Here is a 26,100-nt window from a genome sequence, read left to right as displayed (position 1 = left end):
AAGCAACCGAGCAAAAGACTCCAATAACGAATCTGAGCTGTTGAAGATGGCGTGGGCGCCACTTTCAACAGCTCAGATTCGTTTAAGCTTCGCCTGCCTGCCCCGACATGCATGCTGGGACAAGCCGGTCGAGACTAGACAAGCCCGCTGCTAGTGGCCAGAGGAACCCAATGCTGCCAAGCAATCCTGCGCCACGGCAGCCCGGTCCAATGCTCCGGATACGGTGTAGCGTTCTTGGGCGTTGGAATAGGCTGTGAACGCTTCTTGGTTACGATCGGCAGCTTCCAGGGCATTGCCCAACAGCAGGGCAGAATCGCCGGCGATGTGTGGAGCCAGCTGGTCCTTTTGCCCCTCGATCTTTTCCAGCAGCTCTAGGGCTAGTGGTAGTTCATGATTGAGATAGTGCCAGCGGGCGCGCAACAGTGACACTTCCAGGGTTTCAGCTGGTGTTGCGCCCACTACTGAGTGAGCTAGTTCGCTGCGCTCAATGGCCTGCAGGGTAGCGGGTTCCACCACACCAGCCATGAGCCGCACCCAAGCCGTCGCCTTGTTGAACTGGGCCCAACGGGAGAGATCTGTGGCCGGCGAGAGTAGCTGGCCAGCCTTGGCATGGTGTTCTAGACCTGTGCGGACATCCTTTCGGATGAAGGCTACATTGCCAATAACCCAGTGGATTTCACCCGCCATTTGGGCCGGCGTCGAATCGGTGACGGCCTCGGCCAGGGCCGTGGTGTGGGTCCAGGCCTCGTCGAGCCGGCCCGCTTCGGTGAGGCTGCCGATGAGCGTCTGCAGCGCCATGAGGTAGGCACTAAACTCTTCCGCGCTGTCACCGGAGCCGATGCTGACGGCCTGGATTCCATGTTCGATCGATTGCTGCAGGCTACCCTGGGCCAACATGGCTGCTGCCATAACCTGTTGGGCGCGGAGAGAGAGGGCGTCGCTTTCAAGGGTGAGAGGATGCTTCAGTAATAACTCCAACACCTTGGTGGCTTCGGCATTGTCGCCGTGGCGCAGCAGAGAGTTCGCAGCCAAGAAGGTCATATTCCACCACGTAACTTGGTCCTTGGCAGGCTGTGCCAGCTCCGCGGCGGCCTTTGCATTGGTGGCTGCGCCCAGATAGTCGCGGGTGTCCCAGCACTGTTGTGCGTACAGCGACAGCCGCAGGCACCCGCTTCCCTCAGCTGTGGCGCCTTCGACCCAGTCCGCAATGGACGACGGAGCCAGCTGGAGCTGCTTAGCCAACTGTTTAATGATGTCAACAGTCGGCTCACGGTGGGCGTTTTCCAGTAACGAAACGTAGCTGGCGGAGTACAGATCCCCGCCCAGCTCTGCCTGTGTTAAGTGTCTTGCTAGCCGCTCTTGTTTGAGCCGATCACCAAAACTGCTTCCCATAGAGGTTCCCTCACTTGCTTGCCCAGTTGCCGGTCATCTTGCGCTGGCTCAACTCTATTGGTTTGGTCCGGAATAGTCGCTGGTAATGTGACAAAAGTTGTCAAATTCCCAAGATGTTGTCCTAAAGGCGTATGCCCCCACACGTTGTGAGCTTGTAGAGCTTGGCATGCCCCTCATTGGCTACGAGGGTGAAGGCGTCCGAATCTGCTGCCAAGGTGATGCCCGGGTACAACGAACGGGGGTCATTGAAGGCCGGAATATAGTCGGTGCCAAAGTCCAGCAGGTAAGTCACACCCTGCCGTTTGGCCGCAGCGCACACGTCTGGATCGCTGCCCACTCGGTTGAGCCAGAAGCGCAGGGTGTACAAATCCTCATTCAGATCCCCCTGCGAGCTGTAGGGGAACAACATCTGCCGACCCGCCAGCGCCATGGCCAGCGCCGAACCGTTGTACGGGTTGTTGGCAATGACGTCATCGACGGAGGTGTAGTTGGGCAGCCGGTGGATCAACGCCAGTTCCTGCGCGTCGATCTGGGCTAGACCGTTGGGCTCTGCCGGGACCTCAAACATGATGCCCACCTGCCCCTTCATCTGCCAGAGCCCGGGATTACTGAGGGCAAGTACGACGACGAGGCCCGCCGCCGCGGCTACGTTTCCCTTGCGCTGGAGCAGGGCAGGCGAAAGATTGCGTGACTTGGCTTTACTGCCTAACCAATCCATCGCTTGGACAAGCCCCAAGGCGGCCAGTGGCACGGCCAGTAGGGGCATCAGCGCAGCAACACGTTCCGGGTTGTCCCACCAAGGCGCCATGGCAATGTTAGCCGGGACAAAGTTGGTGCCCGCTGTTAAGGGGTAGGTGAATACCAACAGGACCAACGCGGCCGGAAGCCAACGCAGGCCGGGACGTCGGAACCCGGCACGAACTCCGATTAGAACTAGGGCGGTCAAAGCCAGCGCCGGGAACCAGATGGGGGCAGGTGCGTGGGTGAAGTTGCGGATCAGTGCCAGCGGGAAGAACAGGAATGCGGGGCTGGTGTAGGAGAAGAGGCTGCGGATTTGCGGCAGCGTATACAAAGCTGCCGCGGCAACGCCGAGAGCACAGACCAACAGTGCCACACGAACCCAGCCATGGAGGTGGCTGCGACTAAAACCGGTGCGCAACCAGGCATAGATCAGATAGCCCAGCAGGGGAGTGAGTACCAGCAAGATACTGAACACTCCATTGGGCTGTGCGGTGACCGCGCCAGGCAGAAACAGCGCAACCACGGTCAGCGCCTGAACCGGTTCCAAACCGTGGTGCTTGGCCGGGCGCAGGACCAATAACACCAGCCCGATTCCCACTGGCACCAGTGCGTTGGACAGCGAGTTGGGGTAAGCGGAACCATATTGCAGCAACAACCACGGAAAAGCCGGGAAAGCCGCAGCCAACGCTGCTGCACTGACCAGCAACAACGGCCGTGCGCCAAAGAGCACACGGGTGAGGAACATGGCGCTCAGTGGCCACACCAGCGCGGCCACTGCCAGCCACATCAAGTTAGTTGCCGCCGGGACACTGATGCCGGTCACGATAGCCAGCAAACTCACCAAGCCGTGCCACGCGCCAGGGTAGAACGAGGATTTGACGGTGGGCAGGATGAAACTGGAAATAGCAAAGGAGGACGCATTCCCGGTGTCGACGGCATTCGCTGACGCATTCAGGTGGAACACAGTGTCGTAGCCCTGGGTGAACTGCTCCGGCGTGCGGGCTACCAGCAATAACAACAGGGTGGTGATGGACAGAGCCGTCAAAGCGCCGATCGCGCCGGCGCTGAGCCCAACACGGGAGCGTGCCCCGGACACCGCCTCGATAGAGTTCAGCGCCGGAATGAACCGGCGGGCAACCCATGCCGCAGCGGTGGCAACGGCCGTTCCTACCAGAACAACAGGAATTCCCCAGCGCAGGTTGATCAGCGGCGCCACTATGGCGCTTACGGCTAGGACCGAGACGGATACGGTAGGGGCCAAGCACAGGGCCATGAGTCCACGAATCCGCAGAGCAGCCAAAACGGCTGCCCCGGGCAAGGCAAGAATCAGCAAGGCCACGACGAATGCGGGCACCGCCTCAATCCAAGACGTCACCCAGCGTTCCTTGCATCAGGCACCGTGTTTGCCATAAGAGCCGTGTGTGCTCCAAACGCCATGACAGCCTGTTGGGAGAGGCTCAAACCTTTTTGACGATGCTGGATTTGAGCTTCATGGGCCCAAAGCCGTCAACCTTGGCATCGATGTCGTGGCCGTTGACCGGGGTGATGAGGCGGATGTTACGGACCTTAGTGCCAATCTTTAGATCCTGGGGGCTGCCCTTGACCTTCATGGTCTTGACGATGCTGACGGTGTCGCCGTCGGAGAGTACGTTGCCCACAGCGTCCTTGACCACGGTCTCTTCTTCGGCTGCGGATTCGCTTTCTTCAGCGGGGGACCATTCGTGCGCGCATTCAGGGCACACCAAAAGTTCACCCATTTCATAGGTGTACTCGCAGTTGCATACGGGGCACGGGGAAAGTGTGTCGCTCATGATGTCCATCTTAGCCGTTGCGGGAATTGTCCACTTCGAGTCCAGCGCCCTGCTAGCTCATAGCCTTGACCCGCCCTCACCACATTCTTGCTCGCCACATTCTTCTGCGAATGCTGCTGTCGCGTGCCAGTCCGTGGTGAAGAGTCCGTGGTTGAAGAGTTCGCTGCCCGGATCGTAATGCGGAGCAGTATGGGTGTGCCGCCGGTGGAGCAGTTCTGGTAGTTGAACTCAGGTTGTTGAGCATTGATTGATAGGCAATAGGCAATGGTGGCTGCGCTAACCCACTAACCCCCGCACTCGAGTCGCCATATATGGCCCGTTTAATCGCATTTTAGGGGCCAGATATGGCGACTCGAAGATGGCGATCGGAAGAAGCCACTGACGCGCCCGGGCTGTACACACATTTTGGCCGCTAACCCGCTAACCCCGAAACTGCCCGGCGCTGCTAACACTAGTTAAACAAAAACAGTGACATCCAATGGATGCCACTGTTTTTCTGTTTTGGTCGGGGTCCTGGCACAGTATTCCAGGCAGGCAAACCACAAACTGGATCAGCTAGCTGCCGTTCGCATGGCCCTGGAACGCCTCAAAGTCGGGAAGATCCAAGCTCGGCCCTCCTCAACCGACCGCCACTCCCAGCGCTACCGCATCGCCGATCGCTTTTCGCGTGAGGAACTGGCTGCCATTGCGAGTCGTTACCAAGCTGGCGAGTACTCTACCGATCTCGCCAAAGAGCATGGCATCGCCAAATCTACGCTGCTGCGCTTGCTGGCCGAGCAAGGTGCTGAAATTCGGAGTCGGGGCCTCACGCCTGAGAAGGAGCGTGAGATCCTACGGCTCCGCCAGCAAGGCATCATCATCCGCGACATTGCCAAGCGGGTCGGCTGCAGCTATGACACCGCGAGGAAGTTCCTACTAACAGCCCCATGAAGCTAGTCGTCGGATTTGTCGGCAGTAGTCACTGCGTCCAACTCCACGCCATCAGTTGTGGAAGCCGGAACCTTCGGCTGAGGCCCCGAGTGAAGCATCTCCAGGCTTCGATCCTCGCTCGATTTGATCTCGAGGAGGCTCGGTCGCTCACCAAAGACTGCCCTAAGCGCATTGATAGAGATGTCAACAGCCTCCATTGAGCCAGTCTGTAGCTTTTGCTGGTTCACGACTGCAGCCCCATGAACCACATCGCTCCGCAGGGAATACAACTTCTTGTAGTCTTTTTGTCGCTGCTTGCGGTCATCCGCGGAGTCGCCTAGTAGCCATGCGAGCGAGCTCGTTACTCGAAGCGTCGTTTCGGTTCGCGCTCCGAACAAGTTTTCCCAAACGATCACAGCATCAACGAGTACATCTTCTGAAGTCCGGCGCTCGGCCACGGCTGCGAGCATTCGCCGGATGGCAACACCAATTGGTGGCGTACGGTGCTTGGCGATTTTGCTCGACCAGTTCTTCCATGTATCAACCCGTGTGGCGGAAAGCTGCGTCGGCATGAGGCCGACTGCTCGCTGTAGATCCGCCCATCCAGCACCATGATGCTGAGACATGGGATCTATCATCACTTGCCAACTGGTGTGAAGCACTACACGTTGGTCGGGGAACGCCAGAAGTAGCCCTAGTCGAAGATTCTCTACGGCATTTTCGATAGCTTGGTAGCCGGTCTTCATCTCCTCAGGCCACGGCGTTTGAATATCTAGCTCGCCAATCTGAATCGCGTAAGGAATATTCAGCTCAACGACAAGGTCACCGCTGTAGTTGATTACAACAGTCTCACCCTGTTGGGTGGTAGTCGTGAGTTGACCTTCTAGTGATGTCTGCTTAATAAAGTGGGTGTCACGCTCGTCGGCCCTGCGGACCTTAGCCCAGCCCAATTCAATCTCGTTCGTATTTTCGGGCAGCAAGACACCTGTCAGGCCAATCCTGGCTGGAATGTTTGCTTCCTTGCCGCGAATCGCAAGGCGAATGGTCGCTATGGATCTAAGGACGCCATCTATAAACGATTCAGGTGTTGGTTGGGTGGAGTCCAAGAGCGCCAGCGTCCAGCCTGACTTCACGATCGTCTCGGCTAGTGTCCAGAGTTGGTGACTTCCTCCCTGGCCGGTGCTTCGAAGTGTGCTGCCGCCTTTGCCACTTGATTCAGACTCAGTTGTCATTAGACGCTTCAGATCTGAATCCGCCAGTACTAGCTCCTGGAAAGCACTATTAAGTGGATTTCTGAAAAGTGAGATCGGTAAGCCTATTCGACGATCGAAAGGGTCATCCGATTCTTTTACGAGCATTCCTGGATAGCACTCAAGAGCGATGTGCAAAAGAATTGATTCGACTGGCTGGAGTCCTTCTGGAATGGCTGCTATAGATCCGCCAGCGGTCAGCCGGATTAGATTGCCAAGCGAGATTTCTCTACCATCGTCTGGGCGATTAGTGAGCCTCGACGTCCACTCGCCAGTAGTGCTCCGACCTTCTTGCCAGCCGCTCATCTGCTCGTCGAGCATGACCATCTGAGCCAACAACGATTCTTGAACTTCATTGAGCCTATGACTCGCTGCGTCTTCGAACCGTAGGCGAAGGTTCTCTTTATCTACAGCCAGCACATAAGATAGGGCATTTTCTCCCAAGTGCTCGAATAGAAGTCTTTCACTAGCCTCTGCCATACTATGTTTTCCCCTTAAGTTATGTCTCATTGTGACAGGAAGCTGCTGCTGGTCAAGGCGAGATCTGGCAATGCTATTCGGCATCAGCTTTACCTGACAAGTCTTTAAATCAGATCAAAAAAGACGCCTACTCTTTCGAATAAGCGTTCTTAGGTGTCAATTGGTCGGGGTCCTGGCACAGTACTCCAGGCAGTACGGCCACAAATTGAACCAACTGTCCACCGTTCGCATTGCCCTAGATCACCTCAGAACAGGGAAGATTCAGGCCAGACCAGCCACGTCTAATCGCCGCTCCCAGCGCTACCGCATCGCCGATCGCTTCACGCCGGATGAACTCACCGCCATTGTCACCCGCTACCAAGCCGGCGAGTACTCCACCGATTTGGCCAAAGAGCACGACATCGCTAAATCCACTCTGCTGCGCTTGTTGGCTGAGCAGGGTGTTGAAGTTAGGAGCCGCATTCTCACGCCCGAGAAGGAGCATGAGATTCTGCGTCTCCGTCAGCAGGGTCTCATCATCCGCGACATCGCCAAGCGCGTTGGCTGCAGCTACGACACGGCCCGTAAGTTTCTGCTCACTACTTCGAGTCGCTAGATTCGTCCTTCGTGCTTGTTTCACATTGCACAGACCAATCAAGGAAATTCATGACTCTTTCTTCGCGGCTCGTCGGTCAATCAGTAGGTGTCTAATGCGCTCGAGTTTTTCGTTTGCAAACTCTGGTTCAACTTCGATGTCCGGCGCAATATCCTCAATGATCTCGGCTAAATTTGGATCCACATAAGATATCTCATCGTTGAATCGTGGGTCGAAGTTCAGCTGAGTAACAGCGGAAGAAAAGACATCAAGAGAGATCTCACGAAGGCGAAGTTCCTCGAGAAGTGCGACTATTATTACACGCAATTCCTGTGCTGATGTTTCTGTAGATCTCATTGATCTTATTATGCAGATTAATGATTCTCTGTCCAGGCTTGATGAATTTCACCACCGTCTTCATCGAGGACTATGTGGAGGTGCTCTCCAACGCGTCCAGGGTCGATCAAGATAATGTCGGTTGTATATCGGTCGAATTTTTTGCTGTAGCCGTTCTTTACCTTGACGGTGATGCCATCTTGCTTGAATTGAACGTCTCGACCTCTTTGAGCCTTCGCTTCACGGTAAGCTGAGCCGAGCGCTTTTTCTGTGGCATTTTGACCGAGCAACTGTCGCCTCTGCACCTCTTTGCGACCTATGGCAATACGACTCGTTCGTTCGGCTAGGCTGCTGCGCCACCATCCACCAGCGGGTGCCCCGACAACCTCGCAACCTACATCGTAGAAGTACATCATCTCGTCGGCTTTACCAAGGTCTCGTTTCAGCCAATCCTTGAAGCCCATGATTTTCCGTTCTATGGATAGGACAAAGAATGTTCAACAGCGCGCATGAGTGAGCCTATGGTCAAGGTTGTGTGTATGGCAAGAGCCCTACGTCAATGCATGTTCGCAAAAGAACCGAAGTTCTGTGTTGCGAACTTTGTCGCATGGCTTGGCATTGCGATCGATACTTGAACGAAAAAGGACGCCTACTCGTTCGAGTAAGCGTCCTAAGGTATCTTCTTGGTCGGGGTGTTCTCCTGCTATGCAGAACAATTACAGCAGGGGTCGAGGCTACTAAAAGAGGCTCTGGTCGTGCCAGAAGTGGCGGATTCTCAACGATCGCTACGGTCTTTTGCGCGAATCACGGATGAGAAGCTTCGGCTCATGATCACCGATTACGACGCCGGAATGTCAGCGTATGAGCTTGCGAAGAAGTACGGCCACAATCGCGGCACCATCATGAAGCACCTTGCAGAGGCAGGAATTCGCTCACGCGTCGCAGTCCCAACTGTGGACGAGATCTTCACCTGGAAAGAGCTACATGCGGAGGGGCTCGGATTCAAGACCATCGCGAGGCGGGTAGGGCGGAATCACAAGACGATCCGGAAGTACCTGTTGAGTTAAGGTTTCCGATGGATCGGGAAGTTGAAGGGCTTCTTTCCTTCGGCTTTCCGCTCCTCGTTCATGTGATGCTCGGCCAGCATCAGTAACACATCGGCATATCTTTGAACATCAAACTTCGGGTTCATGATGGCTTGGACACGGTGCGTCACTCTCCGCTGCTTGCGACCGGCCGTTGCGAGGCCACGCGCCATGGGCTTGCGGTACTCAATACCGATCGACTCGATGCGCGGCACGGCATCTTCGGGCGTTGAAATGTCCTCGTAGAGGGCTACCGCGATCTGCTGGAAAGTATCAAACAACTTCGCGTACGCTCGCCCGGCACACTGCGGTAAGGATTCTTCGCCAAGATTGACCGTTGTTCGAGTCTCAACAATGTTGGCATCGTTGCCTGTGTTGATTATCTGGCAGTACTGATGGATATCCCATTGCTCCTGCGGTAACAACATCCCGTAGAGACTTTTCAGATGCTCATCTTCCCAAAGCCGCTCCAAGAATTGGTGACGGCTTCAGGAAATCGGTGTTTGTGAGCCGCGGCATGTTCTACGCACAATTATGAATTAGTTGTGCGTAGGCGTCGCTGAACGGTTCGATTGGAGCATAGAAGTCGTGGAGGTCATGCTGGCCTTGGAGCAAAACGTCACCGAAGGCAACTGCATCACGATCATGCCACTCCTCAATGAGGAGCTGGCGCTGGGCGAGGCAGTCCTTGAAGGTCATGCGCAGCATAGGTGCTACTCACTATGAACCACTCCCCCGAGGACGCAAGCACAAGAATGTCCGAGGTGCTTGCAATAATCAGTATGATGGCGCATAAATAAGGACACGAATGAATACAGAGCAATCCAACACAACTACCCCACGACGCGTACTTACTATCGATGGCGGCGGAATCAAGGGCGTATTTCCTGCGGCCTTTCTTGCTGACCTCGAGAGTGAACTTGACCAGCCGTTAGCTTCCTACTTCGATCTCGTCGTCGGAACCTCGACAGGTGGAATCATTGCGATTGCGCTAGGCCTGGGCGTTCCAGCCGCGGACATCCTCAAGTTCTACGAGGATAAAGGTCCGCATATTTTCAAGGGGAGTAAGAGATTCGGCCCACTGCGCCAACTCGTCACCGCCAAATACGATCCTGCGCCGCTCAATGCTGCTCTCAGCGAGGTATTTGGTGATCGAAAGCTGGGTGAAAGTTCGACGCGCCTAGTGATCCCGTCGCTCAATCTCTCAACTGGTGAGGTCAACGTCTTCAAAACTGCTCACCATGAACGATTCGAACGTGATTACAAGATGCTCGCAGTCGATGCAGCGATGGCCACCGCTGCCGCACCAACATACTTCCCCACGCACCGGCTAACGAACGGTGTACCGCTTGTCGACGGAGGTATGTGGGCCAATAACCCGATGGGAACGGCAGCAGTTGAGGCAATCGGTCTCCTCGAGTGGCCGAAGGGTAGCATCGAGCTGCTCTCCGTCGGGTGCACCGATGCACCAGCGAATTTCAAGGCAAGTCAAGAACGCCGACACGGTCTCGCCAATTACTGGGCAAAGCGAATCGTCAAAGTATTCATGTCAGGGCAGTCATCGGCTTCAATCGGGACTGCCATGCTCCTCCTTGGTCATGATCGCGTCGTGCGAGTCTCGCCAAGTGTCGACGAAAATCAGTACCGGCTCGATGGTGTTGAAGGAATCCCAGAGCTCCGAGCGCTCGGAGCAGATCAAGCACGAACTCAACTACCGCTCCTGCGCAAGCGCTTCTTTACAGACATTAAAGAACCCTTTGTCCCGGTTCGCTCACTCGAGAATCCTGAGGTTTACCGATGAAACTAGTCAAACATTTCGACGCCTTCCTGAAGAACAAAGTTGACCTGAGCGATGCCCGAATGTCTCAGCTGAACGACCGCACCACAGCGATCACCAACTTCCTCCAAACTGGGGAAGACGATTTCGCGAGCAACTTTGTCGATGTCTTGCCCCAAGGTAGCTATGCACACCGGACAATCATCAATCCAGTGCGCGCAAACGATGAGTTCGACGCAGATCTTCTCCTCTATATCGATGAGATCGAGGGCTGGGATGCTGAAGATTACGTACAGAAGCTTTACACCGTCTTCCGTGGAAGCTCCACCTACCGCGACATGGTCAGTCGACACGATCGCTGCGTCAAGATCGACTACGCAAACGAGTTCCATATCGACGTCGTCCCGTACATGGAGAGACACGGCCAGCACTACATCACGAACCGGGCCGAGAACCGCTTCGAGCTAACGAACCCCGAGGGTTACAACGAGTGGCTCGACGAGCGAAACCGACTCGCGAACGGCCGTTTGATCAAAGTGATCCGCCTTATGAAGTATCTTCGCGATTTCAAGGACACCTTCAGCTGTAAATCAGTGATTCTTTCAATCCTCCTAGGCAACAGTGTCAGCGACGCGTCAGTATGGGGTGACGACAGCCTCTATCCCGATGTCCCGACTGCGCTCAAGAACATCATCGGAGACCTGGATGACTATCTTCAGGCGAACGCAACAATGCCAAGCGTCGATGATCCCAGTGAGCCTACCGAGAACTTCAATCATCGTTGGAACCAGGACGAGTACGCCAACTTCCGCACGAAGATTCATGTCTACCGCGGATGGATTGACGATGCCTTTGAGGAAACTGACGTCGAGGAGTCGAAAGTCAAATGGCGTCGTCTATTTGGAGACAAGTTCGGCACTTACGACACGGCTGTGAAGAAGGCAAACGAGGCCCACATTGGTCGCCAAGGAGTCAGAAATACCGACGAAACACTCTCGAGCAAGCTGGGGATCGCTACTCATCCCAACAGGGCATATCGGGTCAAGCTGACTGGGCGAATTCCGAAGCGAAACGGCTTTCGCGAATACGAAATCAGCAAGTACGGAAATGTCGTTCCTCGTGGCAGCACAATCAAGTTTCGAGCAAAACACAATGTCCCTGGGCCGGTAGAGGTCTATTGGAAGGTGCGCAACACAGGCGAAGAAGCGATCGCGGCTGACTGTATCCGAGGGCAGATTGAATCCGGCGGTGGAACGCTAACACGAAGCGAGCCAACGAAATATCGTGGCCGTCATTATGTCGAAGTGTACGTCGTCAAAGACGGCATCTGCGTGGCAGTAGACCACCAAGACGTCATCGTCAGGTAGCACTCGGTGCAGGCAGATTCATGGCCGCGGCGATGTTCTGACTACAACACAATCGGTACATCTAACAGGGGTGGGGACGAGTTATTTCGGGTAAGAGCATCCAGGCTGCATGTACCCTGCCATGAACACATCACCATCCCGCACAGTAAATATGCCGCATACGGCGCCAATGTGGCGACAAATTCGTTGCCTCAGAGGCTGTGTCGATCGGGCATCGTGAGATAGAGCCGCGTTGTCCGGGCTCTCCTCGTTGTCCGAAAATGTGTGGTCTGACAGCTCCACGTATGTAGATCATTATGGACTCATCCTTTGAAGTGTCAAGAGGGCAATCACACAAGACCAATGAACCTACATCTAGCATCTATAGCCCTTCATCGTGCTCGTAACGAACAGATTCCTACAGAGCTAGGACATTTTTCATGCGCAGACGCTGAATGTCACTTCTTCTTACGGAGGTTCAGGTTGTAAGTCTGGCATGCGCACCTGAGGCTGTCCTCGTCGCCTGGTTTACCGCTCAGGCCGATCCACGATTCACAACCGACATTGGCGCATTTGAAGAGTGCCAAGAAGTTTTTGGTGGCGTCCATGACTGGTCTGAAGTCGGCGACAGTAGCGTTGGTCCAGTCCGAATTGTGGACGAGCTTATTGACCAGCCAGGCTTCCTTGTCCTGTTCTGGGATTGCTGCCGAGCGCGCCGCCTTCAAGGTGTTGACACGGTCAATCTGTGCTTGGTCGTTCCACGATTGAGCCGAATCAGAAGCAATCTTCAGTAGTTGGCCGTGACGACCTTTGACGGAATCCACGAAGGTAGACAGATCGTAGGCTGCATCACTTCGGTACTTCACTTGACCAGCAAGGCGCTCAACAATATCAGCGGTGTCGGCTTCCATCATTCTGCGAAGCTTGTGAGCGGCACCAGGAACATCGTTCGCGGTCAAGTCTTCTTCAATCCTTGCCCACACGTCGCCTTGGCTAAATGCAGGCCCTCCATCTACGGTCCAGCCATAGAAACGTGCCATTGACTTTGCCTTAACGACTCCAGCTGAGCGCATCTGGCGCGCCCAGACTTCGTCGTGAGTAGTGATGATGAATTGCACATTTGGGAATTTCGTTTTGAGCAGTTCGCCGAATTTTCGACGATGATTTGAGTCGACCGACATGACGACATCGTCAAGTACGGCGTAGCGGAAATCGTCGCCAAGAAGCTGATTGACGAGGGCTAGGTACAAGCACACCCCCATGCCATCCTGATGACCTTCGCTGTGGTAAGCGGAAGGGGGAAACATTCCCAGCTCATGGAAATCCACGCTTAGGTCGAGGCTTCCGGCACTTGGTAGCAGTTCAGCGCGAAACGATCCCTCATCGTCAGAATTTACAAATTGGTAGTAGGCGCTGAACTCCGTCTCGACAGTGGCATATAGATCGGCAAGAACCCCGTCCAAGGATTCGCAATAACTATTGTAAATTGTCGAAGCAGCCTTCTGTGCAGCATCTGCCTTGGTGGCACTGGAGCGAGCCAATCGAACGCGCGCCCATCTGTCTTTCGCGACCGAAAGGAACGTCTGTGCTGAAGTTTCTTGAGAATAATCGGGCGCTGCCTGAAGTGCGGATTGGAGCGCTTCCAATTTCAGTAATACCTGTGAAGATGGCGCATAGGGCGTGGCATCTTCATCGGGAGATATCTTGGTCACGTCATCAAACTTCGAAAGTTCATTCGCTTGAATGTGTAAGGAGTCGCTCCATGATTGAAGCAGATGCGGAAGTTCCGCATCCCCATAGATTTTTGCGCTTGGCATCACGCGCACAATGTCTTCACGGAGCTTGCGCAAAGCGGTCTGGTATGTAGAAGCTGCTGCGACGATGACTTGCTTGAGAGATTCAGCTTCGGTCGTTTCCTGGATGCGCGTTTTCAGATGGTCTTCGAGTGCCTCTTGCGTTGGCCAATCGCTTTCACAGAGGGGGCACTGTGGGCCTTCGACGGCTTTCAGGCCAACGTCGAGAAGTGACCGATGCTTTATTGAGTCGAGTGCCTGTGGCTGTGCCGACAATGATATTAGACCCGCCATGAATGCGCCGTGACATGCCTTAAGAGTAGAAGGCGTCGATGCGGTCGAGACGAGAGACGTGGCCTCAGCCTTGGCTGTAGACAGGTCAATCTGACCCGATTTCTTCTCTCCCGAGTACCCGGATAGGAAATCTGTCAGATCATCAATGGCCGTCAGATCATCCAGACCGAGTGTCGCCCTTCGGTTATTTATTTCACGAAGAACTTCGGTAGAGAGTAGTTTAGTTAAACTCAGGTGACTCAGGAATGTTGTTTCTGAGAGTCCCTTTTCGCTGTTTGCCGTCTTTGATTCTGTCGATACTCGTGTCGAGGTGGTTCGAAGAAGCTTGCGTACCGCATCAACGCGATCGAGTTTCAAAAGAGTTTGCACTTCCGCAGCTCGATCACCGGGTTTTGAGACAACGTACTTGATGAGTTCTCGTCTAGATAGTGTCAGCTCAGGGTGACTCGTAGCCGCATCTATAGCAGCTCGCATCGCAGGAGTGTCGGGTGTGAGCGTATATTTTTTGGGGCTCTTTACGCTTCGAGCCAGGATGGCGGATTCGTTGGTATCAGGATCCTTGACCGTCAGATATACCTTGGCGGCACCAGGATCATCACGTTTATGAACGTGGGGCCCATGTTTTGCAACGCTGACATCTGACGTTCCAGCGCCTTTTAGGCGTGCGATAACACCCGTGATTGCAAAATCAATGGCATCAACTATTCCGCTCTTGCCGGAACCGTTGGGTCCATAAACTACAAATGAATCTGATCCGAGAGCGAGATCAATAGAGCGAATTCCTCGGAACTCTTCGATCCGGAGATGTTCGAACTGGATCATATTGTTGCATCTCCTGAGTTTTCTTTGATCAGCGTGACGAGTGAATCAACTGAAGGAAGTTTTTCATTCTTGAAAAGGGCAACGATTTCGTTCCTCAGATCTTGGTTGACGTCATTGCTGTCGTCCAATTTACTTTCGAACTCTTCTTGGATTGTCTGTTCAACCGGCGATGCCATTGGCCCATTCCTCTGATGCTAGTGGGGAGTTATTTAGTTCATCCCGACGGGCTCGCCAGTCAGGCAAGAACCCGTCCATGAGATCGGTGAAGCGGTCGTTGTGGTGTCGTTCTAGTAGATGTGTCATTTCGTGCACCACAATGTATTCCAAGCTGTTTGGGTTCTTTTTGGCAAGTTCCAGGTTGAACCAGACATGCGCGCTTTCACGGTTGCATGACCCCCATTTAGTCTTCATCCGGCGGACGGTCCATTTCGAAACCTGACGGCCTACCATCGGCTCCCACTTGGTTACGAGTCCTGGAATGGCCTGCTTGAGTGCGTCACGGTGCCATTGCTCCATTGCGGCACGTCGTTTTTCGGCTGTGCTGTCCGCTGGTGCGTGCATTGTCAGTTTGTTGCCGCTGACTTCCAGTCGGATCTTGCCTGGCTCGTTCACGACTTTGAGCCGGTAACGCTGGCCCCAGACGTAGTGGGATTCGCCCGTGACCATCTCACGTTCGGATTGGCGCGTAGCGCTGCGCAGTTGCTCACGTTGCTTCTTGATCCATGGCAGCCGCTGGACTATGGCTAGACGTACCGTGTCGTCGTCAAAACGTTCCGGAGCGGCGACTCGTACGCGACCTAGGGGAGGGTAGACGGCAATGTGAAGATTCTTGATGTGTTTGTACACGACATCTACATCGATACCGGAAACGGTCAGGTAGGCACTAGCGGTATTCATGTCGCGCCTTCACCAACTCGAAGAGTTCGTTAAAACGGTCGAAGTCAGCTGGCAGCACGCGGCGAATCGCACGTGCAACTTCCTTCTCTTTGAAGTTGTTGCCGACCCAATCGTGCGGTTTGCTTGTCATGATCGCTAGGTCTACCTCGATCGGTGTCGCCGGATCTGTCCAACCAAAGTCGACAATGGCGCGCTGCGCGCCATTGGCCGCCCAAACAGGGTAGATGGTGTCCGATTCCTTTGCGCCGACCTTCCGGGCATGCTCGATCAGCTGTTCCAGGTATGTTTTGTAGTCAATGGCGCCCTGGCGGCGTTGCTCAATGATGGCATCTAGCAGACTCGACATGCTGTCGTAGTACTTCGGATTCATTGCATTTTCATCGATGATGACTTTACGAATGTTGTTCGCAATAGTTTCAGCAACAGCCTCTGGATCTTTCTTAATCCCCGATGGCAACTTGTCGATTACTCCCGCACCTTCACGAACGATCAAATCGACAAGACCGACGTTTTGGAAGTCGGCAACAGTCTCTGATCCGTCGGCGTGAATGTAGGTATCGAGCAGGAATCGCATGCCAGCTTCGTACTGTTTGAAGTCGACGTTTTCGCCTGCACCAAGTTTCACCTCGTCGCGAACCGAAACGTAGTGGGTGACTTCCCTGGAGATCGCAGCGGCTTGAGACTCGGAGAATCCGGCCTCGGCCATGTCGTTAGTGATGGATGCAAAGGCTCGCGTCAGTCCAGCGACTGACTTGTAGAGCTCGACACGCTTGGGCTCGTTACGCTTGAGCTGGTCACCATTTCCTTGGTCGATGGCGCAGAAATAGCGTTGGTACTGAAGTGTTCCCTTGGGTGGTTCGACGGCTTCGCACAGTGCACGGATTCGTTCAAGTGCTTCTTCAAGGTCTTCACGTGCGAGCTTGACGCGGTCCTTGAGAAGTCCGTCGATGTCCTTCTTCTCGTACCCGTCTAACGCTCCAGATGTGTAATCCGTGATGGCGTCTTCGAGGGAATTGAAGAGATCCTGGTAATCAACAATGTAGCCGTAGTCTTTGTCGTCACCATCTAGGCGATTGACGCGGCAGATTGCTTGGAAGAGGCCGTGGTCTCGCATGGACTTGTCGATGTACAAGTAGGTCGCTGCAGGTGCGTCAAAGCCCGTCAGGAGCTTGTCGACGACGATCAGCAGCCGCATCTGACCCGGTTCGTTGATGAAGCGTTCTTTGACGTCTTTCTCGAATTGCTCAATCTTCGTGACTGCTTGGTCGGCAGGCTCATCGAAATGGTCTGAGAGCATCTGGCGATAGATCTCATATTGACGCAGTTTTTCGGTGGCACCGTGGCCTGAGTCTTCTTTGGAGATATCGCCAGCTTGTGGTGTGTAGCTGGTGACGATCGCGCACTTGCCCTTAAATCCAGCCTGGCAGAACATCTCATAGAACTTACATGCCTGGTAGATACTGGCGCTGACGAGCATCGCATTGCCACGCATATCCATCAGTCGCGGTTTGGTTTCCATATCCAGCAGAATGTCGTTGACGATCTGCTTCGAACGCTGCTCGGAGCTGACCACTTTTTGCATGGTGCCCCAGCGCTTCTTCAGCTCGGCCTTCGATAGATCGGTCATGCCCTTGGTCTTGGCATCGAACCACTGGTCAACCTTGGCGGGTGAAGTCAGATCCTGGTCGATATTGCGGGCTTCGTAGCGCAGGTCAAGCACGACGCCGTCTTGTACAGCCTCGTTGAACTTATAGGTGTGGATGAAGCTGCCGAACGTCTCGATGCTGGTTGCTTTGTCGGCTTTGAGTAAGGGTGTGCCCGTGAAGCCGATGAACATGGCGCCGGGAAGGAGCTGTTTCATGGCGCGGTGCATCTTGCCAGACTGGGTGCGGTGGGCTTCATCGACGAAGACAAAGAAGTTTCCCTTGGCGGAGAAGCCGGCAGGGATCTTGGAGTTGAGCTCCGCGATGAAGTCGCCGTCTGCCTCATTCTGGGCGGCAGCGTCGTCTCCCGCGCGAAACTTATGAACCAGAGAACCGATCAACCACGGTTCGTGCTTGTTAAGAGCACTCATCAGATCAGCGCCGGACGTGGTCCGGTAAATGTCTTCATTGACACCGTTGAAGACCTGCTTGATCTGATCATCAAGCTCGGTACGATCCGTGATGATGAGGACGCGTGCCTGATTTTCACCAGTTGTCTGATGTTCGCGAATCCACTTGGCCAGCCAGACCATGGTCAGGGATTTACCCGATCCTTGGGTGTGCCAGATGATGCCGCCCTCGCGCTTGGCGATCCGTTCCTGGGCGGCTTTGACACCAAAGAACTGGTTGTGGCGGCAGGTCTTTTTCGTACCGGAGTCAAAGACCATGAAGTCATGGATGATCTCAAGGAACTGGTCCTTCGAACACATCTGAACCAGGGCACGGTCCAGTGGCTCTTCAATCTCCGAAAGCTCTTTCCATTCCAGCCAGTATTTTTCGGGAGTGTCGATCACGCTGTAGCGCAGACCCTCGACATCGTTGCCCGCCATGACAAGCTGAACAGTGGTGAAGAACGGCCGGATGAAGTCCTTCTTCTGGTTGCCGATGTTCTGACGGATGCCCTCGGAGACAGCCACCTTGGAGCGCTTAAGCTCGATTACACCCAGGGCAAGGCCATTGACGTACAAGACAACATCAGGTCGCTTGGTATGTTCGCCCTTGATCGAGACTTCCTCGGCCACGACGAAGTGGTTGGCTTCTGGGTTTTTCCAGTCGATGAGCCATACGGTCTCAGTATTTTCGCCAATACCCGGTTTGACCTTCACGCCATAACGCAGCAAATCGTAAACTTCGTGGTTGGCTTCATAGAGGTTGCGGCCACCGCCAAGCGATGCGGTCTTCTTGAGCTGTTCAACGGCCTTGTTGATCAGATTTTCGTCATAGCCACGTGCTCGGAGGTTTTGCTCCAAGAAGCTGACCTCGATGTGGGAATTGTCCTCTCGGTACTCCCAATTGCCGCCATACTCGTAGCCGAGCTGCTTTTGAAATAGCTCAACTACGCGGTTTTGCGTTTGACGTTCAATCTGTCCAACCGTGCTCATGATTCATTTCCCCCAATATCTAATTCAATTTCCTGATTCTGCCAGCTGCCGTAGGTCGCGCCGGTTGACTGGACCTTCCATTCCGTGCGGCCGTTTGAATTTCTCCCCGACACAATTGCTGAGGCTGCCGATGGTGATGCGAACACTTGGTTGCGTGAGAATATCGTCAGTTTTCCATCATCGGTGGGCACCATTGTGCCGTCCTGTTCAAGTTTCTCGCGCAGTCGTCGGTATCCATCCTCGACACCGATCCACGAAGGCCTGGCGAGCGAGCCTTCAAGTACTGTGAATTCACCGTCATTTTCCTGGGCGGTAGCCAGTATCCCATCCTTCTTGAGCCGCATTTCAAAGAGCGGGGAGACTGACGCTTTGCTTGACTGGTCCGATGCGACTGGTTCTGCAGGCGTAGTTGAAACTGTCGTGCTTCGGAACAGATTGACCCCCAGCACTGGTAGCGCGATCTTAGCCTGGGCTATGAAATACTCCATGTCTGAGACGTCAGATTCGGGCAAGGGAAGTGGTGTCGGCGCTGTGCCATTCGTCAGATGTGCTCGCTTGGCCTGTTGCGCCAACGTGATCAGACGAGATTCAAGATATCGGGCGTGTGCTTTGGTTAGATTGGCATCCTTGCTCGTGAGCACGATTGCGCGATCCCAGAAGTCCTTGCCGCCTTGGTCCTCTGGTCGCGAGTGCTGATACAGCCGCTTGCTGACATCGTCACCCTCACCGATGTAGGCGAGGGATCCACCCATACTGTCTGGGTCGTCACCGAGCAGGATGTAGATGCCGGTACGGCCAGCTTCAGGGCGTTTCAGGAGGGCGCCTAGATCTGAACGTGGAGCGGCAACGATGTGACCAGTCCAGTTCATGATTTCGGCTGTCAGAAGGCCACCAGGCGTGCCATCCGCCAGGAACAAGCGGACCGATTTACCAGCACTCATACCGCCGACTCCTTGACATGCAAACGGGTTCGGCCGGTCAGAAGTTCCTGCATCATCCCTTTTTTGATCGAACGCGTTTGGTTGAGCTTCTTCTTCATCGCATCAATCTCAATGTCGACGTCACGTAGGCAACGCGCGATGGCTCGTTGTTCGCCAGCCTCGGGCAACTCAAATGACAGCTCACGAAACTGAGATTTTGCTAAATTGTAGCGCGTGGCCCCTTGAGCGAGCGCCATCATAGCTTTTCGACCTGGTGATCCGCGGAAGACATAGGCAATAAATTCAGCATCGACGGTTTCGGATGAACGCGGACGAAATCCAAAACAAAAGCTGTTCAGATATGTTTTTAGAGGCACAGAAAATACCACGCTGCACAGTGCCAGTTCTTCAGGCGTTTCAGATGATCCGTTGAATAGGAGATCCCCTGTTCGAACCGCATTCTGCTTTTCCGACGCACCAATATTAACCACTGCTGCGCGAGAACCGTCGACTCGAATGTTGGACATAACATCCATGAATGTTATAAACCGTGACTTCCCAGAGCCGAAGTCGGCGCCAGACTTGCCAGTCAGTCCACCGTACGTCGCGCCCAAGTCACCAAGTCGGACCTCCCGCCACGGCTCACTGAACCCTGACAATCTGGTCCTCCCAGTGAGGAGCTGCTGCATCATGCCTTGCTTGATTGCCTGTTTCTTGGCGATCAGCCGCTCCAGCGAAGCGATCAGCGAGTCGACATCACCTAGCATAATTGATATCTTCTGCTGCTCCTTGAGTGTCGGTGTAGAAACCGAGAGGTCAAGAAAGGCCGCCTTGGGAATATTTTTCATACTCCCGCTAGTCCCGGAAGCTAGATCTCGAATTGCCATCGAGCCGATGTCGGAGCTGAGATAGTACGTAAGCCACCTCATGTCGACTTTGACGCCCGGACGTGAGCGCGCTTGCCAGAGTCGATCCGGCAAGAACAGCTCGTCAAAATCGCGATCTACATAGCCAACCTCACCGACCAGGGCAGGTGTATTCATCCGGCTGACTAGTATCGAATCACGCTTAGGATTGCACCGAGCTCGATAAATATCCGCACTCAAGATCGTTTTTGCCTCAGTCGGGTCAAACCGACCCTTCGATATGGCTGACGTCTTCAATACGGCTGGTCGAGTATGCTGGCTATCCACTGATCTAACGCTGACACCAGCCGTCAGGCTATCAATAAGGTCTCGAATGCGGAGTTCGCGTACAGAATTATGCATCTAGTTGACACCCATGTCGTTAAGATGAAATGCAACCTTGGAGTTTAATTCTGCGAGTTCTATTTCAAGATCGCCGACTGTCTCGTCATAGCGTTCGCCCAGTTCCTTGATTCTAGATACCAAGTTTTGGGCCAGGTTGGTGATTTCACCGGAAATTCCGATATTAATTGCGGCCTGCCATTTGTCGTCAAGAACGAGCTCCTGCACATCCTGTCCGGTGAGCATTTCATATTTGCCAAGGACGTCACTGTCCATCTTGGTTTGCGCGTCCTTTGCGACCTTCTTTGCGGACGTCTCATTGCCGTATAGAGCGAGGAGGTGGTTGAGCGCCTGGATTTCATCCTTGTTGGCCCCTTCGCGTTTGGCGTCCTTGAGCTGTGTGGCTGCAAGCACCTTGGTGATCTTGCCGTCGTCCATCGCGTCAGCGAGCAACCCTTCTTCGACGGCATGCTCTTCCGTGTATTCCTCGATTTGACGAGTGGATTCATCGACCTGGGAGTTAAGTTCATCGAGTTTCGACTGTTCGTCGCCAAAGTAGCGGGCAACGAGCAGATTCGGTGGGATCAGGTCCATCTTGTATTTCATTGCACCGCGACCCGAGCCGATGACAAGATCTGGAGTCTCGGTGATCTTTCGGTCTTTGTCTTCGATCGTTTTGCGTGGTTTGGCAGCGTTGAGCCAGCCTTCGTTCATGACAAGGAAGACATCGTCGTGCATAACAGTGTGCCAATACGCCATCAGCTGTTCGTAGACATCGTATTCGTCGAGCAACGGGGTGGACTTGAAGCGTGCCAAAAGATCGTCACCGAGTGACTCGATCAGCTCGTTGGGCTTCGTCGTCGCGCTGATCGATTCGATGGCCGAACGGTGTGCGGCATACCAGTCGGAGACTTGGGCTTGGACTTTGGCCGAAAAGGCGGTGAACTCAGCTGAGTCCAGGATGGCCTGTTGCACTGCGGAAATGTCGACGGTGAGCTCGCTGTAGCCGTTTTGGCCATTACCTCGGAAGAGTTCCTGACGCAGGTTAGGGAAGGCATCCCAGCTTGCGCGCAAAGCATCTATATCCCGGTTTGGGATACCACCGTGCAGGTGCGCATAAAGGTCCTGGATGTCCTCGGGTTCAGACGAGTCAATGTAGCGCGGAATGTTGAGGTTGTAGTCGTTGGCGTCATTGCCGATCTCCGTCAGTGGCACCATCCGCGCGTAGCGCTCGAATTCTTGTTGCTTAGTAAAGACGTCGACGATCTTGTGCATGTCCTGGGAGCGTAAGCGGTTCTTGTTGCCGTCTTTAAGGAAGCCCTTGGAGGCGTCGATCATGAAAACCCCGGTCCGAACTTGGGCGTTTTTCTTGTCGAGCACGATGATGCAGGCGGGAATTCCTGTCCCGTAGAACAGGTTTGCGGGCAACCCGATGATGCCCTTTATAAAGCCGCGCTTCAGTAATTGCGTACGGATAGTCGCCTCTTTGCCACCACGGAAAAGCACGCCGTGGGGCAGGATAACGGCAGCTTTGCCAGTGCTCTTCATGGATTTGAGGATGTGCAGTAGGAACGCGTAGTCGCCATTCTTTTCCGGTGGCATACCGTACTCAAAGCGCCCGAATTCGGTTTCCAGGCCGTTGCCCCACGACTTGATAGAGAAGGGCGGGTTGGCGACGATGAAGTCGAAGGTGTCCAGGGAATCGCCATTGGTGAACTGCGGGCTCGTGATGGTGTCGCCCTTGCGGATGTCCGCGATCTCGTTGCCGTGCAGAATCATGTTCATTTTGGATAGCGCCCAGGTGGCGTTGTCTTTTTCCTGGCCGTAGATTGTCAGGCCATTGCGCGATTCGGAAGCGACCTTCAGTAGCAGGGAACCAGAACCACAGGTGGGGTCATAGACGGTTGCGGACCGAGGTGTGTCTGGGGTCACGTTGATCAGCTTGGCAATGACGCGCGAAACTTCAGCCGGGGTGTAAAACTGCCCCTTGGACTTGCCGGATTCGGTGGCAAAGTGTCGCATTAGATATTCGTAGGCATCGCCCAGTAAGTCATCACCTTCGGCTCTTGAGCCACGAAAATCGAGATCCTGGAAGATAGTGATCAGCTTGGAGAGCCGGTCCTGCATCTCCTTGCCCTTGCCAAGCTTTTCTTCATCGTTGAAGTCAGCCAGGTCGATGACTTTCTGAAGGTCCGAGGCTTCGGCAAGCTTGGCGATGATCTTATTGACCTTGTCGCCGATTTCTTTGTCGCCTTTAAGTGCGACCATGTCGTCAAATGATCCACCGGATGGAACGGTGATAAGGGCATCCGGGTCGGTCTTGGACTTGTCGGAAACGTACTTCACGAACAACATCGTCAGAATGTAGTCCTTGTACTGACTGGCGTCCATGCCGCCGCGCAGCTCATCGCAGCTCTTCCAAAGTGAGCTATAGAGGTCAGATTTCTTTAGTGCCACTGCGCGGCTCCCTTGAGTTGTTGCTGAATCGTTGGGTGTGCTCATTTTTGTGTCTCCAGGGCATGGATACGCCCAGGTTACTGTTGGTTTCAATTTACCCGGTGCGTATGACATTTACGGCCATACGTCATTTGGAGCGGGTTGTGACGGGTGAGAGCGAACTCGACCGAGCCCGTCAGCTTGTCCTAGTTATAACATAAACGGACTTTATTTCGTAGGGGTGCCTTCAGCTTCGTCCGATATGAAGGAAGTCCTTACTGCGCCAGTGATCCGATTGCCTGTGCTTGGTCGTGACTGGTTCTGACTACTTCGATTGAGCCAATTGTTCTGTAGATTGTGAATCGCGTTCTGAGCATCGGCCCAAGCATGCTTTGGTCCGAGAAGGTTACTGTGCGCATTGGTGCATCGCGTCCCTCGATCGAGATGCTATAAACCGGATCATCGGGGTCGATGTCTACCGTCAGTATGTCGTCAGGGAGGTGAAGCTTCAGTGTGTAGTGGTTCAACTTGTGTTTGTCGCTAGCAACGGGAGTGAGTGAAATTTGCTCAAAGTCGAATTCGATCTGGCTAGTGGCTTCTTCGAGTTCGTCGTCGCGGTAGCGCCAAATACGTACGAGCGGGGCGGTATCGGCCAAGGTTTTGGTCGTGAGCTGGTATATGTCGAGACGGAGGCCGCCTTCGAGTGTGCCACCCAGTTCGAGCGTTAGTAGTTCAGTCCCGAGTCTTCCTTGTACCTCCGCGAGGTGAGTCAAGTCACGGGCGATGATGCGGATTCCTTCATCACTCCATCGCCGACCCGTGCGCTGGTCGCGAATTCGCCCGTCTTGGGGTAGCGCACCGACAACATGTTCCATCCGGTCAAGAACCGTCTCAGCTTTCGCCGCAATTGAGATAGCCGCCGCGGCCTCTTCGCGGCTTCCGTATCTGGTGTACCGATGAATCTCACGCTCAAACATCAAAAAGGCATCTAGTAGGTCGCCACCTCCACATACCCGCCGAAGCGCATTGGTGGTTTGGAATTTTTGCACAGTCAAGATGCCGTGAGATCCGCGAAGTGCCAGTAACTCAGCTTCGACGCTGTCGGCGAGCGCTCCGGTGTCTTCGATGTCGTCAAGGATTGTGCCGTTCATATGTCCATTGTCCACGTCTGCTTTGGCTGTGCACTTTTTTGTCACGACTTGAGGGTAGATAGGGCGCTTGAATCGTATATACAACCGATCGCGACTGAACACTCAGTCTCGGTGAGGTTGGCCCCGATGAGCGAAAGAGCAGGTCAATACAATGTCGAATATCGTGCCAGCACCAAAGAATTCCCTCGCGACTACCCCCGAGAGCTTCTCGCGTCCGGAGGGGCGCGCATTGACCCGGCAGCAGAACGCGCAGGTCGCCCGCGGCTTGGTGGTCGCAACTCGTGTTCAGGCAGCCGGCCACGTGGCAGCGACCGGTATGCAGATGACTGCCATGCTCAGCCGCGAAGCCGCGTTTCTGGCTGACGGCGACCCGCAGACGGCCGCCCGGCTGAACTTCATTGTCGATTCCTTCGCGGATCACGCCGCGTGGGAAGTCCGCCAGTTTCGCGGTTAAATCATGATCACCGATTCCGGCGACAACGCCGGGGATGTCATCGTCCTGGAATCCATGGCCTACGCCGCACGGCTGTTCACTGAGCTGCACGACAGTATCCAGGAGTATGCGCAAACGCTCGGCATCCTCGATCCGGTTGCCGCTGAGCATCTGCTGCGCGTGGCGCTAGCAGGCGTCGGTGCAGCCACCGACGAGCTGTCGGCATGGCTGCTGGATGGCAGCGGTCAGCCGTGACCACGTTCATCATCTGGCTGGCCATCATGGCGGTTGTCATAGCAGCCATTTACTGGTTCGACGCTCCAGCTGCCGCGACTGTCATGGTCGCAGCAGTCGCCGCGACGCTGCGCCTGTACCTGAAGTTCATCGCCGCCTGCTGGCTTTTGCTAACCACGCGCCTCTGATCGCACCTTTCTCGTAGGCCACGGCCTACTCCCCCTCAAGAATAATTCTCCTGAAAGGGATTAATTGTCATGCCTGAAAATATCACCAGCGTCCAGCTGGCCATTGCCCAAGAAAACCTCAACACGCACGTCATGTTGGAGGCATCCCACATCGCCTCCCGCGTCGGCTTCGACTGGCGCCCGACCGCCGACGCCCCTAATACCTACGCCTCGCTCAAATCGGCTTACGAAATCGCCATGCGCTCCAAGTTGCCTCTGCCTGTCAGCAACGAAAACTCCAGCCGGGTCATCTTTGCCAACCCGGAAGGCAACTACGCCTACCGGTTCATGCACGACATGGCACATGTGGAGATGGGGCTGTCGTTCTCCTCCGCGGACGAGTTCGAGCTGGCCCGCCGCCTGATGTGTCGTCTGGAGCGGGCAGGCTACGGGCCAGACACCCTGGAGTGGAAGCTGTACCAGGCCGATGCGATTGGGCAGGTGATTCACTACGCCCTGACCAAGCGCTACGTGGGCGACCAGCTCCAGTTCGCCCTGGATTGCATCATGCACGGCCTGGAATGCGGCATTTTCCTAGAAGTCGAGCGCCAACGTGGGAACTAACCCGACCGATCCAAAAAACCTGTTCGACCGGCTCATCGGTGGCTGTATGTCGGTGTTGCTGGCATCGATCGCCGTCTACTGCGCGGCCCAGATCATCCAGTCCATCTGGCCGGTCCTGGTCGTCATCACCGGCGTCGTTGCCATGGTCTGGATTGCGGTCATCGTGATCCGGATCTGGCTCTCTCGCCGCTACTAATCCATCGCCGCTACGCACGTAGTCCGGCTTGTTCCAGTCGGTGTTGTGGTTTTCGCCAAAGTGGTTGCTCGTTCAACTAATTGAACGCATACTACTCCAC

Annotated in this window: 26 protein-coding genes; 11 read left to right on the top strand and 15 right to left on the bottom strand. The window is 54.7% G+C overall.

What is annotated here, in order from left to right:
* Positions 1-150 precede the first annotated feature (150 nt).
* The 3 genes from AB0O97_RS01885 to AB0O97_RS01875 form a co-directional block, all read right to left on the bottom strand.
* Positions 151-1,392, bottom strand: a complete 1,242-nt coding sequence (locus AB0O97_RS01885) for a helix-turn-helix transcriptional regulator (protein ID WP_363879294.1) — start codon at positions 1,390-1,392, stop codon at positions 151-153.
* A gap of 121 nt (positions 1,393-1,513) precedes the next feature.
* A complete protein-coding gene (locus AB0O97_RS01880) occupies positions 1,514-3,508 on the bottom strand; it encodes a DUF6541 family protein (protein ID WP_363879291.1) in 1,995 nt (664 codons plus the stop codon).
* An 82-nt stretch (positions 3,509-3,590) separates the two neighbouring features.
* Positions 3,591-3,944, bottom strand: a complete 354-nt coding sequence (locus AB0O97_RS01875) for a zinc ribbon domain-containing protein YjdM (RefSeq protein WP_363844948.1) — start codon at positions 3,942-3,944, stop codon at positions 3,591-3,593.
* Between the two features lie 468 nt (positions 3,945-4,412).
* On the opposite strand from AB0O97_RS01875, the gene AB0O97_RS01870 reads away from it, so the two are divergent.
* The gene (locus tag AB0O97_RS01870; RefSeq protein ID WP_363879288.1) at positions 4,413-4,874 is read left to right on the top strand and encodes a hypothetical protein; all 462 of its coding nucleotides are present in this window, start codon (positions 4,413-4,415) and stop codon (positions 4,872-4,874) included.
* 2 nt (positions 4,875-4,876) lie between these two features.
* Here AB0O97_RS01870 and AB0O97_RS01865 read toward each other — a convergent pair whose 3' ends face one another.
* Positions 4,877-6,583, bottom strand: a complete 1,707-nt coding sequence (locus AB0O97_RS01865; RefSeq protein ID WP_363879285.1) for a hypothetical protein — start codon at positions 6,581-6,583, stop codon at positions 4,877-4,879.
* A gap of 205 nt (positions 6,584-6,788) precedes the next feature.
* Between AB0O97_RS01865 and AB0O97_RS01860 the strand changes: the two genes are divergently transcribed.
* Positions 6,789-7,178: a helix-turn-helix domain-containing protein gene (locus tag AB0O97_RS01860; protein WP_363879281.1), complete on the top strand. Its 390-nt coding sequence runs from the start codon at positions 6,789-6,791 to the stop codon at positions 7,176-7,178.
* A 48-nt stretch (positions 7,179-7,226) separates the two neighbouring features.
* On the opposite strand, the gene AB0O97_RS01855 is transcribed toward AB0O97_RS01860, so the two are convergent.
* Positions 7,227-7,514: a hypothetical protein gene (locus AB0O97_RS01855; protein ID WP_363879278.1), complete on the bottom strand. Its 288-nt coding sequence runs from the start codon at positions 7,512-7,514 to the stop codon at positions 7,227-7,229.
* Between the two features lie 17 nt (positions 7,515-7,531).
* Positions 7,532-7,957: a hypothetical protein gene (locus tag AB0O97_RS01850; RefSeq protein ID WP_363879276.1), complete on the bottom strand. Its 426-nt coding sequence runs from the start codon at positions 7,955-7,957 to the stop codon at positions 7,532-7,534.
* 363 nt (positions 7,958-8,320) lie between these two features.
* On the opposite strand from AB0O97_RS01850, the gene AB0O97_RS01845 reads away from it, so the two are divergent.
* Positions 8,321-8,560: a hypothetical protein gene (locus AB0O97_RS01845; RefSeq protein ID WP_363879274.1), complete on the top strand. Its 240-nt coding sequence runs from the start codon at positions 8,321-8,323 to the stop codon at positions 8,558-8,560.
* Here AB0O97_RS01845 and AB0O97_RS01840 read toward each other — a convergent pair.
* Entirely contained in the window at positions 8,557-9,006 is a 450-nt protein-coding gene (locus AB0O97_RS01840; RefSeq protein WP_363879271.1) for a hypothetical protein, read from the bottom strand. The two genes, AB0O97_RS01845 and AB0O97_RS01840, sit on opposite strands and share 4 nt — an antisense overlap.
* A gap of 160 nt (positions 9,007-9,166) precedes the next feature.
* Between AB0O97_RS01840 and AB0O97_RS01835 the strand changes: the two genes are divergently transcribed.
* The 3 genes from AB0O97_RS01835 to AB0O97_RS01825 all read left to right on the top strand — a co-directional run bounded on the left by AB0O97_RS01835 (position 9,167) and on the right by AB0O97_RS01825 (position 11,722).
* Positions 9,167-9,304, top strand: a complete 138-nt coding sequence (locus tag AB0O97_RS01835; RefSeq protein WP_363879269.1) for a hypothetical protein — start codon at positions 9,167-9,169, stop codon at positions 9,302-9,304.
* 82 nt (positions 9,305-9,386) lie between these two features.
* The gene (locus AB0O97_RS01830) at positions 9,387-10,379 is read left to right on the top strand and encodes a CBASS cGAMP-activated phospholipase (protein ID WP_363879267.1); all 993 of its coding nucleotides are present in this window, start codon (positions 9,387-9,389) and stop codon (positions 10,377-10,379) included.
* Positions 10,376-11,722 (top strand): cyclic GMP-AMP synthase DncV-like nucleotidyltransferase, encoded by a 1,347-nt coding sequence (locus AB0O97_RS01825; protein WP_363879265.1) that lies wholly within the window; start codon positions 10,376-10,378, stop codon positions 11,720-11,722. Before AB0O97_RS01830 ends, AB0O97_RS01825 begins: the two co-directional genes overlap by 4 nt.
* A gap of 437 nt (positions 11,723-12,159) precedes the next feature.
* Here the strand turns inward: AB0O97_RS01825 and AB0O97_RS01820 are convergent, their stop codons facing one another.
* From AB0O97_RS01820 to AB0O97_RS01785, 8 genes are all read right to left on the bottom strand, one after another.
* Positions 12,160-14,610 carry an AAA family ATPase gene (locus AB0O97_RS01820; protein ID WP_363879263.1) on the bottom strand — a complete coding sequence of 817 codons (2,451 nt, stop codon included), beginning with the start codon at positions 14,608-14,610 and terminating at the stop codon, positions 12,160-12,162.
* Positions 14,607-14,786 carry a hypothetical protein gene (locus AB0O97_RS01815; protein WP_363879261.1) on the bottom strand — a complete coding sequence of 60 codons (180 nt, stop codon included), beginning with the start codon at positions 14,784-14,786 and terminating at the stop codon, positions 14,607-14,609. Before AB0O97_RS01815 ends, AB0O97_RS01820 begins: the two co-directional genes overlap by 4 nt.
* Positions 14,770-15,507, bottom strand: coding sequence for a SprT family zinc-dependent metalloprotease (locus AB0O97_RS01810; protein ID WP_363879258.1), 738 nt, complete (start codon positions 15,505-15,507; stop codon positions 14,770-14,772). The genes AB0O97_RS01815 and AB0O97_RS01810 overlap by 17 nt, the downstream gene beginning before the upstream one ends.
* The gene (locus AB0O97_RS01805) at positions 15,494-18,592 is read right to left on the bottom strand and encodes a type I restriction endonuclease subunit R (RefSeq protein ID WP_363879255.1); all 3,099 of its coding nucleotides are present in this window, start codon (positions 18,590-18,592) and stop codon (positions 15,494-15,496) included. Before AB0O97_RS01805 ends, AB0O97_RS01810 begins: the two co-directional genes overlap by 14 nt.
* Positions 18,589-19,533, bottom strand: a complete 945-nt coding sequence (locus AB0O97_RS01800; protein ID WP_363879252.1) for a GIY-YIG nuclease family protein — start codon at positions 19,531-19,533, stop codon at positions 18,589-18,591. The genes AB0O97_RS01805 and AB0O97_RS01800 overlap by 4 nt, the downstream gene beginning before the upstream one ends.
* Positions 19,530-20,780 (bottom strand): restriction endonuclease subunit S, encoded by a 1,251-nt coding sequence (locus AB0O97_RS01795; protein WP_363879249.1) that lies wholly within the window; start codon positions 20,778-20,780, stop codon positions 19,530-19,532. Before AB0O97_RS01795 ends, AB0O97_RS01800 begins: the two co-directional genes overlap by 4 nt.
* Entirely contained in the window at positions 20,781-23,261 is a 2,481-nt protein-coding gene (locus AB0O97_RS01790) for a type I restriction-modification system subunit M (RefSeq protein WP_363879246.1), read from the bottom strand.
* 209 nt (positions 23,262-23,470) lie between these two features.
* Positions 23,471-24,346 (bottom strand): hypothetical protein, encoded by an 876-nt coding sequence (locus AB0O97_RS01785; protein ID WP_363879243.1) that lies wholly within the window; start codon positions 24,344-24,346, stop codon positions 23,471-23,473.
* A 163-nt stretch (positions 24,347-24,509) separates the two neighbouring features.
* Here AB0O97_RS01785 and AB0O97_RS01780 point away from each other — a divergent pair, with 163 nt between their 5' ends.
* From AB0O97_RS01780 to AB0O97_RS01760, 5 genes are all read left to right on the top strand, one after another.
* A complete protein-coding gene (locus tag AB0O97_RS01780) occupies positions 24,510-24,800 on the top strand; it encodes a hypothetical protein (protein WP_363879240.1) in 291 nt (96 codons plus the stop codon).
* Positions 24,801-24,803: 3 nt separating this feature from the next.
* A complete protein-coding gene (locus tag AB0O97_RS01775; protein WP_363879237.1) occupies positions 24,804-25,034 on the top strand; it encodes a hypothetical protein in 231 nt (76 codons plus the stop codon).
* On the top strand, positions 25,031-25,201 hold the full coding sequence (locus AB0O97_RS01770; protein ID WP_363879234.1) for a hypothetical protein: 171 nt from the start codon (positions 25,031-25,033) through the stop codon (positions 25,199-25,201). The genes AB0O97_RS01775 and AB0O97_RS01770 overlap by 4 nt, the downstream gene beginning before the upstream one ends.
* Positions 25,202-25,270: 69 nt before the next feature.
* Complete coding sequence (locus tag AB0O97_RS01765) at positions 25,271-25,804, top strand: hypothetical protein (RefSeq protein WP_363879231.1); 534 nt, start codon at positions 25,271-25,273, stop codon at positions 25,802-25,804.
* Positions 25,794-26,000, top strand: coding sequence for a hypothetical protein (locus AB0O97_RS01760; protein ID WP_363879228.1), 207 nt, complete (start codon positions 25,794-25,796; stop codon positions 25,998-26,000). The genes AB0O97_RS01765 and AB0O97_RS01760 overlap by 11 nt, the downstream gene beginning before the upstream one ends.
* Positions 26,001-26,100 lie beyond the last annotated feature (100 nt).

It is taken from the genome of Specibacter sp. NPDC078692, from assembly GCF_040686835.1.
Lineage (GTDB): Bacteria > Actinomycetota > Actinomycetes > Actinomycetales > Micrococcaceae > Specibacter.
Note: the sequence above shows the minus strand (reverse complement) of the source record. Positions and strands in the feature narration are given on the sequence as shown.